Source organism: Streptomyces sp. NPDC029169 (assembly GCF_055563935.1).
In genome coordinates this window covers 199,719-213,077 of sequence record NZ_JBVHXA010000016.1, presented here as the reverse complement: position 1 = coordinate 213,077, position 13,359 = coordinate 199,719, and the positions used below count along the sequence as shown (strand labels likewise).

Below are 13,359 nucleotides of genomic sequence, written 5' to 3'. Positions count from 1 at the left end.
CGCACCCCGACCGGGTGCGCGAACACGGAACGAAGGGGATGCTCCGAGGGCAGGTCCACCCACACCGCGCCGGCCTGACGCACCAGCACTTCACCCACGTACGCGCCCAGTCCCAGGAGCGTCCCCGTCACACTCTCCCGCGCGGGACCGCCCCGGCGCAGCCCGTCGATGAGCCGGTCGACGATCCGCAGACTCGCCGCGGAGTAGTCAAGCGGCAGCCGCGCCCTCGCCGTGGCGCGCTCGACGAACTCGGAGGCGTGCCGCCTCATGTCGGCTGCACACCACTGCCGGCTCTCCCGGTCCATGCGTGATCACCCTTCCGCCCGAGTCGACGAGTTCTCCAGATGATCAAGCGGATCCCTCCCCGGAATCATCACGGCGTGAGTGAGTGATGCCCGTCACATCGGGGCCTCGGATCGGGGGCAGACCAGCTGGCGGCGGCCGGCACGGTGGCAGCAAGTGCGCCCGGTGCGTCACGGGCGGCCCGTGGCGCGGAGGCGGGCCAGGGTGCGGCGGCCGCGTTCGACGAGCTCCGGGTCGCGGTGAGCGGCTCCGTACGGGATGCCGGAGACGGCATCGAGCACCGCGTGCACGGCGAGGCGTTCCTCCTCTGCCGCGGTGAGCTGCCTGCCGCGTCCCAGCGGAGGTTGCGGAGCTGGAAATCGCCGTGCGTGGGTCCCGTCTCCAGCCCGGGCAGTTCGGCGGCCTTCTGGGCCATCGCACGGATGAACTCCTCGCCCCCTGGTGCGAGGTGGTCGCGGGCCCCGTCGAGATTGCTGCTCCAGTTTCCCGGCGGACACGTGACGGCCTCCAGGCGCTCCACCAGCGCCCGCCGGTGCGGAGGAGTCCCAGCCGAGTTCGGTGTACGGAGTGCCGGTGCGGATGCCTTCGATCGCGGCACGGGTGTAGGGGACCATCGGGTCCGGCAGGGCGTCGAGGGGCCACCACGTCCAGGCGGTTCACTTGTCGGGCTCGCGCACCTCCGGTTCGCCCGACCAGCGGGACGCGCTGAAGAACACGGCGGCGGTGTCGGTCGCCGGTGTCATGACGTCACCTGCCCGTCCGTGCCGGCGTAGTCCTGCGCGGGCCTGTTCTGGCCCGGGACGGCCGGGTGGAGGAACTGGCGGGCCTGGAGGTCGTACGCCTCGCGGAAGGCGCCCGTGCCCGTGGTGGGGTCCATGAGTTCCTCGAAGCTGCCGTGCTCCACGACCCGGCCCTCGTCCATCACGTAGATGAGGTCCGCGTGGCGGACGCTGTGGAGCCGGTGGGTGATCAGGACCGTGGTCTGGCCGGTGCCGGCGAGGCGCTGGATCTGGTCGAAGACCCGCTGCTCGGCCGCCGGGTCGAGGGCGCTGGTCGGCTCGTCCACGATCAGGATCTGCCCGTCGCGGAACCGCGCTCTGGCCAGGCCGATCTTCTGCCACTGGCCTCCGGAGATCTCCTGCCCGCCCTGGTAGCCGCGCGCGAGCAGCGTGTCCAGGCCGCGGGGGAGACCGTCGACGACCTCGTCGGCGCCGGCGTAGGCGGCGGCCTTCTGGATCGCCGCGTCGTCGAGCGGAGCCTCAGGCCGCCCGATACCGATGTTGACGCGGGCCGTGAAGGGCCAGCGGTGGAAGTTCTGGGCGACCATCGCGATCCGGGAGAAGATCGGCGGTCGGCCGGCCAGGGCCGCGTCGACCTCGTCCCACAGGACCCGTCCGTCGTCCGGGAGATACAGCCCGCACAGCAGCCTGGTGACCGTCGTCTTGCCCGACCCGTTCCGGCCGACGAGCGCGACGGTCTTTCCTCGGGGGATGACCAGGTCCACCTCACTCAGGGACGGTTCGTCCGCGCCGGGGTAGGTGAAGGTGACCTTCTCGAAGCGGATTTCGTCGACCTCCGGGGGCAGGTCGAGGCCGGTGGCCGGGATGGCCCGTCGTACGGCCTCCTCGCACAGGGTCTCCAGGTCGGCGACGAACAGGCTCTCCTCCTGGACGTCCGTGACCCGCAGGACGAGGTCCGTGATGCTCGCCGAGCCCGTACGTATCGCGAGTACGGCCGTACCGCCGACGGCGAGCGCCATCTGGCCGTTCCACAGCAGCAGTCCGAGCACCGCGTACGTGGCGACGGTGGCCAGCCCACGGGCCGAGTCTGCGGTCAGCCCCGTACGGGCCCCGATCCACGCCAGCCGCGTCTGCTCCCGCTCGCTCGTCTCCGCCATCCCCCGGAAGTGCTCCAGCAGGAACGGGCCGACGTCGTGGACGCGGACCTCGCCCGCCGCCTGCTGATCGATCAGGAGCCGGCTGATCAGCTGCGCGGCCCGCGCGTGCTGCACGAAGCGGTGCCAGCTCACGTACCGGGCCCGGGCCATGGTGAGCGAACTCCAGGCGCTGGGAAGGGCCATGGCGATCAGGAGCGGCAGCAGCACCGGGTGCAGGATGGTCAGCACGCCCGCCGCCGCGATCAGCGAGATCACCGAGGTGACCACGGCCGTGCAGTAACCGACCATCCGGCGCGCCGAGTCCGCGCCCCACTGGGCGGAGTCCATCAGCTTGTGGAACGCGTCGTCCTCGATCGCCGACAGCTCCACACGCGCCACAAGTGCCAAATAACGCTCGGTGGCCACCCGTTGGACCTTCGGCTCGAGGATCCCCGTCGCCGCCGAGGAGGCCGACTTCAAGGCCGCACCGATCACCGCCAGCACGCCGACCACGACGAGCGAGGGCAGGGCGGAGCGCAGACGCTCGGCGGTGCTCCCCTGGGCGAGAAGCTCGACCAGGATGGTGTTCACCGCGACCAGGGAAACCGCCTGGGTGACGCCCCTGCCGAACTCGGAGCCCGCGACCGTGTACAGCGCACGGCGGTCGGCCTCGCGGGCAGCCGGACGGCGATCCTCACCTGCCGGGGGAGCGCGGCGCCCATGGAGCGCAGGCTCAGCTTCAGCCAGGCGCCGTGGTGCTGGCTCCAGCCCATGTCGTACGCGAGCTCACCACCGAACAGCAGCCGCTCGGACGCCGACGGCCCCGGCCCGTCTTCGGTACGGCTCTCGGAGGTCTTCGCCGCTTCGCTCATGCCCCACACCTCGTACCGGAGAGCGCGGACCACGCCATCGCGCCCGGCTTCGACGTGTGGGAGCGGATCTGCTGCTGTTCGAATCCGGAGGCGTACGGGGCGGTGAGGGGTACGGGGTGCATGGAGACCTCCGGATGAGCTCGATGGGTACATGTGTGCTCTCAAACGGCCATGAGCGTCACCCGTTACGGGGCATCGAGGAGCAGATCCGGAATGCATGTTCTAAATGGCGGCGGAGGGCAAGGCGGCTCTGGCCGGGGCGATTCCGGCCTGGTCGAACAGGGGTGGATCACCCTTCAGGGGACTTGCCGAGGCACTCGCTCACGAGGTGTCATCTGGAGGCCGGCCTGGCGTGTGGGCATGGGTTCTCCATGAGCTGGTCCGGCAGTTGATCGCCAGGTGCCCGCGCCGGGTCTCGGCCGTCCGCGGCCGACCCCGCAGTTCCTCGATCGGCGTGCGGAGGTCGCCGGCCGGCTTTCAGCTCCCGTGCGGCGGGAGGAACCCCTTCTTCCTCGCCTCGGCGATCCACCGCCCGGCGGTGGCCTCCGACCGTCCCCACCGGGTCGCGATCGCACTGCGCGGCGGGATGTTGTGCTCGACCGCCCAGTTGTAGACCTCCGCGACGGCGGCAGCATGCTCGTCCCCGGCGCCGTACTTGCGGCCTTCGACCTTCGGCTCGATCTGCTCGCGCATCTCGCCGACGCGGGCCTCCGATGCGACCTTGAGCAGCAGATCCAGGGGCAGGCGCCTGATGAACGTAGCCGTGACCGGCGCACCCTCGGGCGCGGAGACGTAGAAGCCGTTCGGCTTCGCCCCGCCCGGGGGGAAGCCGACGACGAACGCGTAGCCCGCGTAGTTGGGCAGCTCTTCCACGGTGACGCCGTTCGTGCTGGTGGTGACCTTCACGCCTGTCCCTCGTCCAGATTTGATCGCTCGCATGTGACGTGAGCGTGCAATTTGATCGTGGGCATGCCATGATGGCGGCCGCCCTGGCTCCATCATGCCGCAGTGAGCCGGGGCTTTCCCCTGCCCGCAGAAGGAAGCACCGCTATGACCACGCCCCCGCCGCCCTACCAGCCCGGCCCGCAGGGACAGCCCTGGATGCCTCCCCAGCCCCCGAAGACGTCAAGCTCCGCAAGGGCGAGACCGCCAAGGGGAAGGTTCTGTGCTCCGGCGAGTTCACCCCGGCCAAGGTCTACTTCACCGAGGGCCTGATCGGCACCGAGTACAGCTCCCCCGTGAAGTAGGCCCCACCCCGCCGCTTCGCGCCCGCCGGTCCGTCCGCCGGCAGGCGCTCCCCTCCGAAAGGCATCGAGCACCGTGCAGCACTCCGACGATTTCCCCGACATTCCGCCACCCCGCCCACCGGCCGGTCAGCCGGTGAACGGTCCGCTTCTGGAGGGGCTCATAGCCAGGGAGACGGCCCGCGCAGCGGCCTACGAGGCGGCGGCGGTGCTGTCCGGCGTCGTCGCGGCCGTGTCCATCGCGTTGATCCTCTACGCAGACAGCCGGAGCGATGGCCCGCAGAAGGCTGACGACCCGGAGGCGTGGGGCGAAGCGGTGGGGGAGGCGTTGAGCGCCGGTCTGGTGGCGCTCGTCGCTCAGCCGCTGGCGTGGACATTCGGCATCGCCGCGCTTGTGTGCGCCGCTCTCGCGTTCGCCGCACACAGCAGCAGAGACGGACTCATCCGACGCCGTCACGGATACGGCAAGTGAATTCGAGAGGAGCCCGGGTCACGACCCCCGCGCTCGCCACCTTCACGACCTGCAACCTCTCCGCCTGACTCCCTATCCACGCAGTGCCCCCGTCGACCGGTGGGGGGCGCACGCACGCCCGCACCCAGAGGAGACCCGTATGAACGCGCCCGTACCCGCCACCGACACCACGCCTCCCCCGCCCGTACCCTCCAGGCATCGGCCCTCCTGGCGCACTGCGGCCCTGCTGGGTGTCTGGACGGTCCTCGTTGCCGGAGTGTCCTCCGGGATCACCATGGCCGTCGTCGGCACGGGCAACGACCACAACACCTCCGCTCCGACTGACGGCCCGTCGATATGGCAGGACACGCGCACCTACCCCGACGACACGACACCGAGCGCCGAACCAGCCCCGAGTCCCACCCCCACGATGAAGAGCTACGGCATGGGGGAGAAAGCCAAGAGCGGCGGCGCGACCGTCGTCGTGAAAAGGGTCCGCGAATCCGCGACCGTAGCCATCGACGAGTTCGGCGAGGCTAAGACCCTCAAGGCTGGTGCGGGTGCGAAGTACGTCGTCGTGGAGACCATCGTCTACAACGACGGCGCTGCCTCCTTCGACCCCGTATGCGCCGGAGGGATCTCCCAGGGACTCATCGACGCCAAGGGCCGGACCTTCGACGCCATCGATGACCTGTACCAGGTGAGGGGCAACGACAACGCATGCGCCGAAGAGGTGCAGCCTGGGTTCAAGCGGGACGCCGTCTTCGTCTACAAACTGCCCGCCGATGCAAGCCCCGCACAATGGACGTTCTCCGGCACCAGGGGAGACGTCGAGGACGACCTCGCCGCCGTGAAGGTCACAGGTGCCACCGCGAGTTGACGATTCGCCCATGAGAGACGCCACCGGCACGTCATCACCCGCACCTTGGGGGTCACCACTCGGTGATGAGCGGCGTGTCCGGTTCGTGTTGCCGCCAGGCTTCGGTGAGGCGGGCGAGGCGGGTGGGGGCGGCGATGCCTCGCACCGTTGCGATCTTGCCGTTGGCGATGTCGAACGTCACGGAGCCGACGACCTGGTGGCCGAGTACGAAGAGGATGGCGGGGGCTCCGTTGACGACCGCGTAGTGGAGGGCGGGCGTGCCGCCGGCGAGTCGCCGCTTCGCGGGTGTGGGTTTGAAGCCGGCCCGTACGACGGCGGCGATGCGCTGCGGAGTGTCGAACCGCAGCAGCCTCTCGGCCAGGCCGCCGACACCGTCGGAGATCGCGGTCGCGTCGTCGGTGAGCAGCGCCACCAGCCGTTCGGTGCGGCCCGAGGTGGCGGCGGCGAGGAACTCCTCGACGACCCTGCGGGCGGATGCCGGGTCGACCTCGCCGCCGCGGCGGCGCGCGGCGGTGATGCGGCTCCGCGCCCGGTGGAGGTGCTGCTGGCTCGCGGACTCGGTGACGTCGAGGATCTCGGCGATCTCGGCGTGGCTGTAGGAGAACGCTTCGCGCAGGACGTAGACGGCCCGCTCGAGGGGTGACAGGCGCTCCATGAGCGTCAGCACGGCCAGGGAGACCGATTCCCGCTGCTCGAACGTGGCGGCCGGGCCGAGCATCGGGTCGCCGTCGAGGAGCGGTTCGGGCAGCCAGGCGCCGACGGTGCGTTCGCGGCGGGCCTGTGCCGAGCGGAGCCGGTCGAGGCACAGGTTGGTGACGACCTTGGTCAGCCATGCCTCCGGAACCTTGATCCGCTGCCGGTCGGCGGCCTGCCAGTGCAGGAACGCGTCCTGCACGGCGTCCTCGGCGTCGGTGGCGGAGCCGAGCAGCCGGTACGCCAGCGAGGCCAGCCGGTTCCGGCTGGCCTCGAACCGACTGGTGTCGAAGCGATCGGTGTCGGTGCTGTCCACGGGGATCACCCTAGACGGCTGCCATTTGCTCGGCGGAGGCATCCGGCGCGGCTGACAGCCGGTGCTTGCGCTTGGGCATGCCGAAGGTGGGGTGCGAAGTGGCCCACAGCGCGATCGCGAGGATGCCCGCCTTGATCCGTGCGGGCTTCCGGCCGCCCGCATACTTCGGCTTTGCCTGCCCCTCGTCGTCGATCGGCTGCAGGATCCCGTCCCGCCGCCCGAGGCTGATGTGGTTGTACGTGTAGACCAGCTTGACGTTCGCGATCTTGCGGCCGGTCAGGCGTCCCACGATCGCCTCGACCGCCTGCCGGCCGGTGTAGCCGGCCGAAGCGCAGGACATCGGCAGCGGCCGGCCGTTGTCGCCGATGGCGTAGGCGCTGTCGCCGATGGCATAGACGTTCGGGTGCGAGACCGACCGCATGGTGCGGTCGACGACGATCTGACCGTTCTCGGTGACCTCAAGCCCGCCGGCGGCGGCGATGGGGTCGACCGCGAACCCGGCCGTCCACACGGTCGCGTCGGACGCCAGGGCGGTGCCGTCGGCGCACAGCACCCGCGTCGCTTCGACTGCTTCGACGGTGGTGTGCTCCAGGACGGTGATGCACAGCCGCTCGCAGGCCTGGCGCAGGTGGCCGCGGGCTCCGGGGGAGAGCCGGGCGCCCAGCTCGCCGCGGGCGACCAGCGCCACCGACAGGCCGGGCCGGGACTCGGCGATCTCGGTGGCGGCCTCGATACCGGTCAACCCGTCGCCGACGACCACCACGCTCCCGCCTGCGCCCCGCTCGCCCAGGCTGTCCAGGCGCTCGCGCAGGCGCAGCGCCGAGGGCCGGGCGGCGACGTCGAAGGCGTGCTCGGCCGCGCCGGGGACGCCGTGGTCGGCGCCGTGGCTGCCGAGGGCGTAGAGCAGCGTGTCGTAGCCGAGTTCGCCGCCGCCGTCGGCATCGGCCACGGCGACGACCTGGCGCTCGGGGTCGACGGCGGTGACACGGGCCAGGCGCAGCCGTATCCCCGTGCCCGCGAAGACGTCGGCGAGCTTCGGAGCCTCGATCTCCCGGCCGGCCGCCAACTGGTGCAGCCGCATGCGCTGGACGAAGTCCGGCACGGCGTTGACCACGGTGATCTCGGTGTCCTCCGGGGACAGCCGGCGGGCCAGGGTCCCGGCCGCGTAGGCCCCGGCATAGCCGGCGCCGAGGACGACGATGCGGTGCTTCATGTGTCGCTCCTGTCGGTTCGCTTGCTCTCGGTGACTTGAGCGGAGCAGCGCCCCGATTGCTGACAGGAACGTGATGTGACGTGGACCACAGAGACCGATTGATCGTGAAGTGATCCGCGTCACATGCTGTCACGGCAACCGACGGCCCGGTGTCTTGAGGCCGGGCCCATCAGAGACGACGGAGGAGACCACACCATGCGCAGACAGAAGACGAACACGAACCGCACCCCCGCGTTCCTCAGGGCTGCGGTCGCCCTGCAGACCCTCACCCTCTTTTTCCAGGCGGCCACCGCCGGAGCGCTCCTGACCTCGTCCCACGGTTACCTCCTCCACGACATCGGTTCGAAGGTCATGTACGCCGCCACCATGCTGTACGTCCTCATCGCCGTCCTGGCGTGGCGCCCCGGCGGCGGATCCCCCCGCCCGATCCTGTACGCCACCGGCTTCCTCGTCCTCGCCTCTGCGCAGGTCGCACTGGGCGTCGCCCACGTGCCCTCGTTCCATGTCCCCCTGGGCGTCGTGATGTTCGCCCTCAGCACCCTGGCCCTGGCCCAGGCACTGTCCCCGCGCTTGCTGCTGCGCTCCGCTGCCGGGTCGTAGCCGCCGAGCGAAACGCTGTGCCAAGGGCACGCTGAGTGACTGCCTGTGAGGGCAGGGCAGAAGCGTGGCGCCGAGCGGATGAGCGTAAGGCGTGAGTCTGACGCTGCCTGAGCAGGGCTCACCTTCGAACCCCGCCGTGGGAAGCCGACGTCTTTCCGATGACGCATCATGTGGAGTGCGTGGCGATTCTGGAGCCGGTGAAGAAGGACGCGTGACTTGCAGTTTTGGCCGTGTGACGCAATGCCCGACCTGTTCTCGGTTGGGCAACGGGTCGAACGGACAGCGAGGTCGCGGAGCCGGCCTGGCCTGTGGGTTCATGGAAACCGACGATCGTACCGGCGATTGTGTCAGGACATCGCTGAGCATTCTTGACGCTCAAGTGACGCCCGAAGAAATCGGATTCCGGGGACGATCACGACCTCCGGTTCGGTGGTACGGCTCATGAGGACACCTCCGATTTCTTCGGCTCCGTCACCGGGGTGAGCCCGGTCAGGCGGCGTAGATCTCGGTCGTAGGCGCGGCGGCCGGACACGAAGGCCGCGGTGGCCCCGATCGACACGAGCGGGACGAGCTGGAGAGCGCCGAGGAGACCGAGCCGGTCCGCGAGCGCGCGGGTGACCGCGGGGCCGGGGCCAGTCCGAGCAGGCTGTTGGCCAGCGTGAGCGTGGCGAACGCCGTCGCGGCGATGGCAGCGGGAGTCAGGTCGCCACCATCGAGCGTCACCGCCTGCTCGAACGGCTGGTAGGCCGGGCCAGGTTGGAGAAGCGCCGGAACTGCGCCATGAGCACGCCGAAGTCCTCGTGACCCGAGGCTGCCGTCGACAGTTCCAGCACCTGGACCGCGGCCGCGCCGGAGATCCACCGGTCCTGGACCGCGAGGTCGGCGGTGTCCGGGCCCACGCGCTTCATCAGCGCCTGCGGGTCGATACCGAGCGAGCGGCACAGCTCGACGTAGCCGCTGAGGGCTGCGGTGCGGACCAGGGGCCTCATCTGCACGCTCCAAGCCTGTCCCGAAACGAAAAGTCTCTTGTCCCGTCAGGACAAGCATGGCGTGGGTGGGCAACCTAGCATGACGCCGTTCACCGGCACGGTCCGCAGTGCCAACCGCCCTGGGCCGGTGAGCGCGTGAGGGCAGGAGGCGCACATGACCGGTAGGACGGACGCGGACGAGACGTTGCGCGCGCCCTGTTCGGGCCCTTCGGTGTGGCGGGGCGCCGATCTGACGGACGACCGCGAGGAGTGGATCCCGCGGTTCTCGTCGGACCAGCTCGCCGAGCTCGACTCCGTCCTGCGGGAGGCACGCAGGCGCGACCCCACGCTGCTGCAGCTGACGGGCCGTCCCGTCCCGCAGAAAGTGGACGGGCACATGCTCGGCCACATCAGGGACACCGGCCGCAGCCTGGCCGATCCGGCGACAACGCGGCTACCAGACCCGGGCGGCGCTGCCCTTCCACACCGACGGGGCCGATCTCGTCGCGCTGCTGTCCCTGCGGACCCCCCGGCACCGGGGGACGCACCTCCCTCTGCACCGCACGTACTACTGCGACCGTCGGCAGGAGCATCCTCCCGAGGAGCCGCCGTACACGGCCGCCCCGCTCGCCGCGCGGCCGGAAGGGCCGAGGATGCCCGCTCGGCCGTCACCGACGCGACCCGCAACCCCACGACATCGCAGCGCGCGTACCAGTGCCAATCGCCGCCTCACATCAGCCCCGGGAATCTCCACAGTGATCGTGCCTGTCTGCCCGCTGTCCCGCCCTTGCAACCGCTGCTCAGGTTGCTCCCTGACCGCCCGGCCCGGTACGGCGGTTCGGGGACGCCGTCGTCTCTCTCCCGCGACGGAGCGAATGTCCACCAGCGGTTCTGACGCAAGCAACCTGCCGGCGATCGCGTCACCCGGCTTGATCGGACGCGAGCGCGAGCTCGCCGCCCTGAGAGCCGCGCTGTCTGACCCGCCGGTGGTCGTGCTGGTAGAGGGCGAGGCCGGGATTGGTAAGAGCCGGCTGGTCCAGGAGCTGCTCGCAGCGCATGCCCCGGCCCGGCAGCGGGTGCTGCTGGCGACCTGCCCGGCCGTTCGGCAGTCATTTACGCTCGGTCCGGTGGTGGACGCGATCCGACCGGCGACCGAGGATATCGCCGGGCTCGGCCTGAGCGGGTTGGCGGGGGCACTCCGGCCGTTGTTCCCCGAGTGGGCGTCGGCGCTGCCCCCCGCACCCGACCCGGCCGAAGATGCAGCGGCGGCACGACACCGGCTGTTCCGGGCCATCGAGGAGATCCTCGAACGGCTCGACATCGAGCTGCTCGCGGTCGAGGACGTGCACTGGGCGGATGAGGCCACCTTGGAGTTTCTGCTGTTCCTGGCATCACGTCAGCGGCAACGGGTCAGCCTCCTCGTGAGCTACCGTCCCGAGGAAATCGCGCCGGACTCCCTGCTGCTGCGGTTGTCGTCGCGGCAACCGGCGGGAGCGGCGGGGCTGCGGCTGTCGTTGGAGCCGTTGGATGTCCCCGGGACTGCCGAGATGGTGTCCTCGATGCTCGGTGGGGAACGGGTTTCCGACGAGTTCGCGACCTTCCTGCACGATCGGACCGATGGGCTTCCGCTCGCGATCGAGGAGTCCGTCCGGCTGATGTGGAACCGCGTCGACCTGACCCGGCAGGGTGATTCATGGGTGCGGCGTCGGCCGAGTGAGATCGACGTACCACCGACGGTGCGGGACGCCGTACTGGAACGCAGCGCACGGCTCGGCCCGGCGGCGCAGGCGGCGCTGCGCGCGGCCGCCGTACTTACCGACCCCGCCCCCGAGGAGGCCGTCGTCGAGGTGATGGCGCCGGCAGGCGATCCGGCGAGCCGGCTGGCAGGCCTGGCGGAGGCGGTGGGTTCAGGGCTGCTGAGGGAGGACCCGAGCGGGCTGGTCTCGTTCCGGCACATGCTGGCGTGCCGCGCGGTGTACGAGGCGATTCCCGTGCCGCAGCGGCGGGCGATGCACCTGCGTGCCGCGCACGTCCTCGAAGGCGTCACCCCGCCCCCGGTCGCCCAGCTGGCGCGCCACTTCCGGGTGGCCGGTGACACGACGGCGTGGTGCCGGTATGCGGAACAGTCTGCCGACCTCGCCATCGCCTCGGGTGACGATGCGACGGCGGTCATCCTGTTGCACGATCTGCTCACCAACGCCGACCTGCCGCCCGCCGACGTGGTCCGGCTGACCGGCAAGGTTCCGTTCTCTCTGCTCAGCGGGCACGAACGCTACCGCGAACTGATGGACGCCCTCCGCCTCGTGCTGGACACCGGTGAGCCGACGCCGAGCGAGGCAGGGGAGATCCGCTTCCACGTCGCCCGGCTGCTGCAGCAGATGGAGGCGTTCGAGCAGTCGCGGATCGAGATGGAACGCGCGCTGCCCGACCTCGGGCACGACCCGGCGAAGGCAGCCCGCGCAATGGTACTTCTCGGCCTGCCGTATGGGACGACGACACCGGCGGCCGAACACCTCAGGTGGCTGCGACGCGTTGAGCAGGTGTCGGCCTCGATGGCGCCGGGGGACCGGCTGGGCATCCGGGTCGGACGGGCGAGCGGGCTTCTGCTGCTCGGTGAGGAGGAGGGGTGGGCGGAGGCGGCGTTGATCGGCGATGACGCGTCCACCGCCGCGGACAGGCAGCAGATCATGGCCGGCCGGCTCAACGTCGGGCACATGGCGCTGATCTGGGGGAGGTACCCGGAGGCGAGGCGGGTGCTCACGCTGGCCGTAGGGCTGGCCGACACGTACCGGTACCGGAAGCCTCGTAGGATCGGGCAGGTGACGCTGGCCCACCTGGACTGGCTCACCGGAGCCTGGGACGGGCTGGCCGACCGGGCCGGATCGCTGGCCGGCGACGAGGAACTCCTGCAGCCGGTGAGTCGCCTGGCGCCGGCCCTGGTCACCGGCTTGCTGTATGCGGCCCGCGGTGACCGGGACAGAGCGGACGACTGCCTGCGGCTCGTCCTTGAACAGGCGGACCTGTACGGCGGGGCGGAGTACTCCGTCGAACCTGCCGCCGCCCTGGCCAGGCTCCGCCTCGGCGCCGGGCGGATCGACGACGTGCTGCAGCTGACCGACGAGCCGATCCGGTTCCTCGACCGCAAGGGCACCTGGATCTGGGCCACCGAACTCGCCCCGGTCCGGGCCGAGGCACTGCTCTTGGCCGGCCGCGCCGACGAAGCCGGCGACCTGGTCGACGCTTTCGCGGCGGGAGTGCGTGATCGCCGCGCACCTGGCCCGCACGCCGCCTTGTCGACCTGCAGGGCGATCCTGGCCGAGCATCACGGCGAATTCCTCAGCGCCGCCGGACTGTTCGCGCGTGCGGCCAATGCGTGGCAGAGCCTCCCGCGGCCGTACGAGGCCCTGCTCAGCAGTGAGCGACAGGCCGGCTGTCTGCTGCGTGCGGACCGGTCGAATGTGGCGCTCGCCGTCCTTGGGGAGACCTTCCATGGGTTGTCCACCCTCGGCGCTCGTGGCGACGCCATGCGTGTCATGCACACGCTGCGTGCCTACGGTGTCGAGGTGAAGCGCCCGCCGTGGCGGGGTGGACGGCGAAGCTACGGCGATCAACTGTCTCCCCGGGAGCGCGACGTGGTCCGGCTGCTCGTCGGGGGCCGGACCAACCGGGAGATCGCCGGTGTCCTCACCCTGTCGCCGAAGACGGTCGCGCGGCACCTGGAAGCAGCGATGCGCAAACTCGAGGTGTCGTCCCGGACGGCGCTGGCCGTGAGGGTCGTCGAAACCGGCGTTGTCACTGCTGAACCGGCCGGCGACGACCGTTAGGCGGGCGCGCGGCGGCAAAGTTGGGTCATCTGCCCAATCGTCCGGTAGCCGGTGCGGGAACAACACTCAGCCGCGTGGAAAACAACACCTGCGGCCGCGGCCACTCAGCTCCATGAGGG

Annotated in this window: 10 protein-coding genes and 2 pseudogenes; 5 read left to right on the top strand and 7 right to left on the bottom strand. The window is 70.6% G+C overall.

Annotated elements, in window-relative coordinates; genetic code table 11:
* The 4 genes and pseudogenes from ACZ4VI_RS27130 to ACZ4VI_RS27115 all read right to left on the bottom strand — a co-directional run.
* Positions 1 to 269: pseudogene (locus ACZ4VI_RS27130) on the bottom strand (hypothetical protein); the annotation flags it as partial.
* Positions 270 to 1,042: 773 nt separating this feature from the next.
* A pseudogene (locus ACZ4VI_RS27125) lies at positions 1,043 to 3,051 on the bottom strand (ABC transporter ATP-binding protein).
* Positions 3,048 to 3,173 carry a hypothetical protein gene (locus tag ACZ4VI_RS27120; protein WP_468003297.1) on the bottom strand — a complete coding sequence of 42 codons (126 nt, stop codon included), beginning with the start codon at positions 3,171 to 3,173 and terminating at the stop codon, positions 3,048 to 3,050. The pseudogene ACZ4VI_RS27125 and the gene ACZ4VI_RS27120 overlap by 4 nt, the downstream one beginning before the upstream one ends.
* A 355-nt stretch (positions 3,174 to 3,528) precedes the next feature.
* The gene (locus ACZ4VI_RS27115) at positions 3,529 to 3,957 is read right to left on the bottom strand and encodes a hypothetical protein (RefSeq protein ID WP_468003296.1); all 429 of its coding nucleotides are present in this window, start codon (positions 3,955 to 3,957) and stop codon (positions 3,529 to 3,531) included.
* 68 nt (positions 3,958 to 4,025) lie between these two features.
* Here ACZ4VI_RS27115 and ACZ4VI_RS27110 point away from each other — a divergent pair, with 68 nt between their 5' ends.
* The 3 genes from ACZ4VI_RS27110 (at position 4,026) to ACZ4VI_RS27100 (ending at position 5,626) form a co-directional block, all read left to right on the top strand.
* Positions 4,026 to 4,298 (top strand): hypothetical protein, encoded by a 273-nt coding sequence (locus ACZ4VI_RS27110; RefSeq protein WP_468003294.1) that lies wholly within the window; start codon positions 4,026 to 4,028, stop codon positions 4,296 to 4,298.
* Between the two features lie 73 nt (positions 4,299 to 4,371).
* Positions 4,372 to 4,767: a hypothetical protein gene (locus ACZ4VI_RS27105; protein ID WP_468003293.1), complete on the top strand. Its 396-nt coding sequence runs from the start codon at positions 4,372 to 4,374 to the stop codon at positions 4,765 to 4,767.
* Positions 4,768 to 4,906: 139 nt separating this feature from the next.
* Positions 4,907 to 5,626, top strand: coding sequence for a DUF4352 domain-containing protein (locus ACZ4VI_RS27100; RefSeq protein ID WP_468003291.1), 720 nt, complete (start codon positions 4,907 to 4,909; stop codon positions 5,624 to 5,626).
* A 52-nt stretch (positions 5,627 to 5,678) separates the two neighbouring features.
* Here the strand turns inward: ACZ4VI_RS27100 and ACZ4VI_RS27095 are convergent, their stop codons facing one another.
* Both ACZ4VI_RS27095 and ACZ4VI_RS27090 read right to left on the bottom strand, forming a co-directional pair.
* Positions 5,679 to 6,635, bottom strand: a complete 957-nt coding sequence (locus ACZ4VI_RS27095) for a sigma-70 family RNA polymerase sigma factor (protein ID WP_468003289.1) — start codon at positions 6,633 to 6,635, stop codon at positions 5,679 to 5,681.
* Between the two features lie 10 nt (positions 6,636 to 6,645).
* Positions 6,646 to 7,848: an NAD(P)/FAD-dependent oxidoreductase gene (locus ACZ4VI_RS27090; RefSeq protein WP_468003287.1), complete on the bottom strand. Its 1,203-nt coding sequence runs from the start codon at positions 7,846 to 7,848 to the stop codon at positions 6,646 to 6,648.
* Between the two features lie 195 nt (positions 7,849 to 8,043).
* Between ACZ4VI_RS27090 and ACZ4VI_RS27085 the strand changes: the two genes are divergently transcribed.
* Positions 8,044 to 8,448, top strand: a complete 405-nt coding sequence (locus ACZ4VI_RS27085; protein ID WP_468003286.1) for a hypothetical protein — start codon at positions 8,044 to 8,046, stop codon at positions 8,446 to 8,448.
* A 719-nt stretch (positions 8,449 to 9,167) separates the two neighbouring features.
* Here the strand turns inward: ACZ4VI_RS27085 and ACZ4VI_RS27080 are convergent.
* A complete protein-coding gene (locus ACZ4VI_RS27080) occupies positions 9,168 to 9,437 on the bottom strand; it encodes an AraC family transcriptional regulator ligand-binding domain-containing protein (RefSeq protein WP_468003315.1) in 270 nt (89 codons plus the stop codon).
* An 854-nt stretch (positions 9,438 to 10,291) separates the two neighbouring features.
* On the opposite strand from ACZ4VI_RS27080, the gene ACZ4VI_RS27075 reads away from it, so the two are divergent.
* Complete coding sequence (locus ACZ4VI_RS27075) at positions 10,292 to 13,240, top strand: ATP-binding protein (RefSeq protein ID WP_468003285.1); 2,949 nt, start codon at positions 10,292 to 10,294, stop codon at positions 13,238 to 13,240.
* The last annotated feature ends 119 nt before the right edge of the window (positions 13,241 to 13,359 follow it).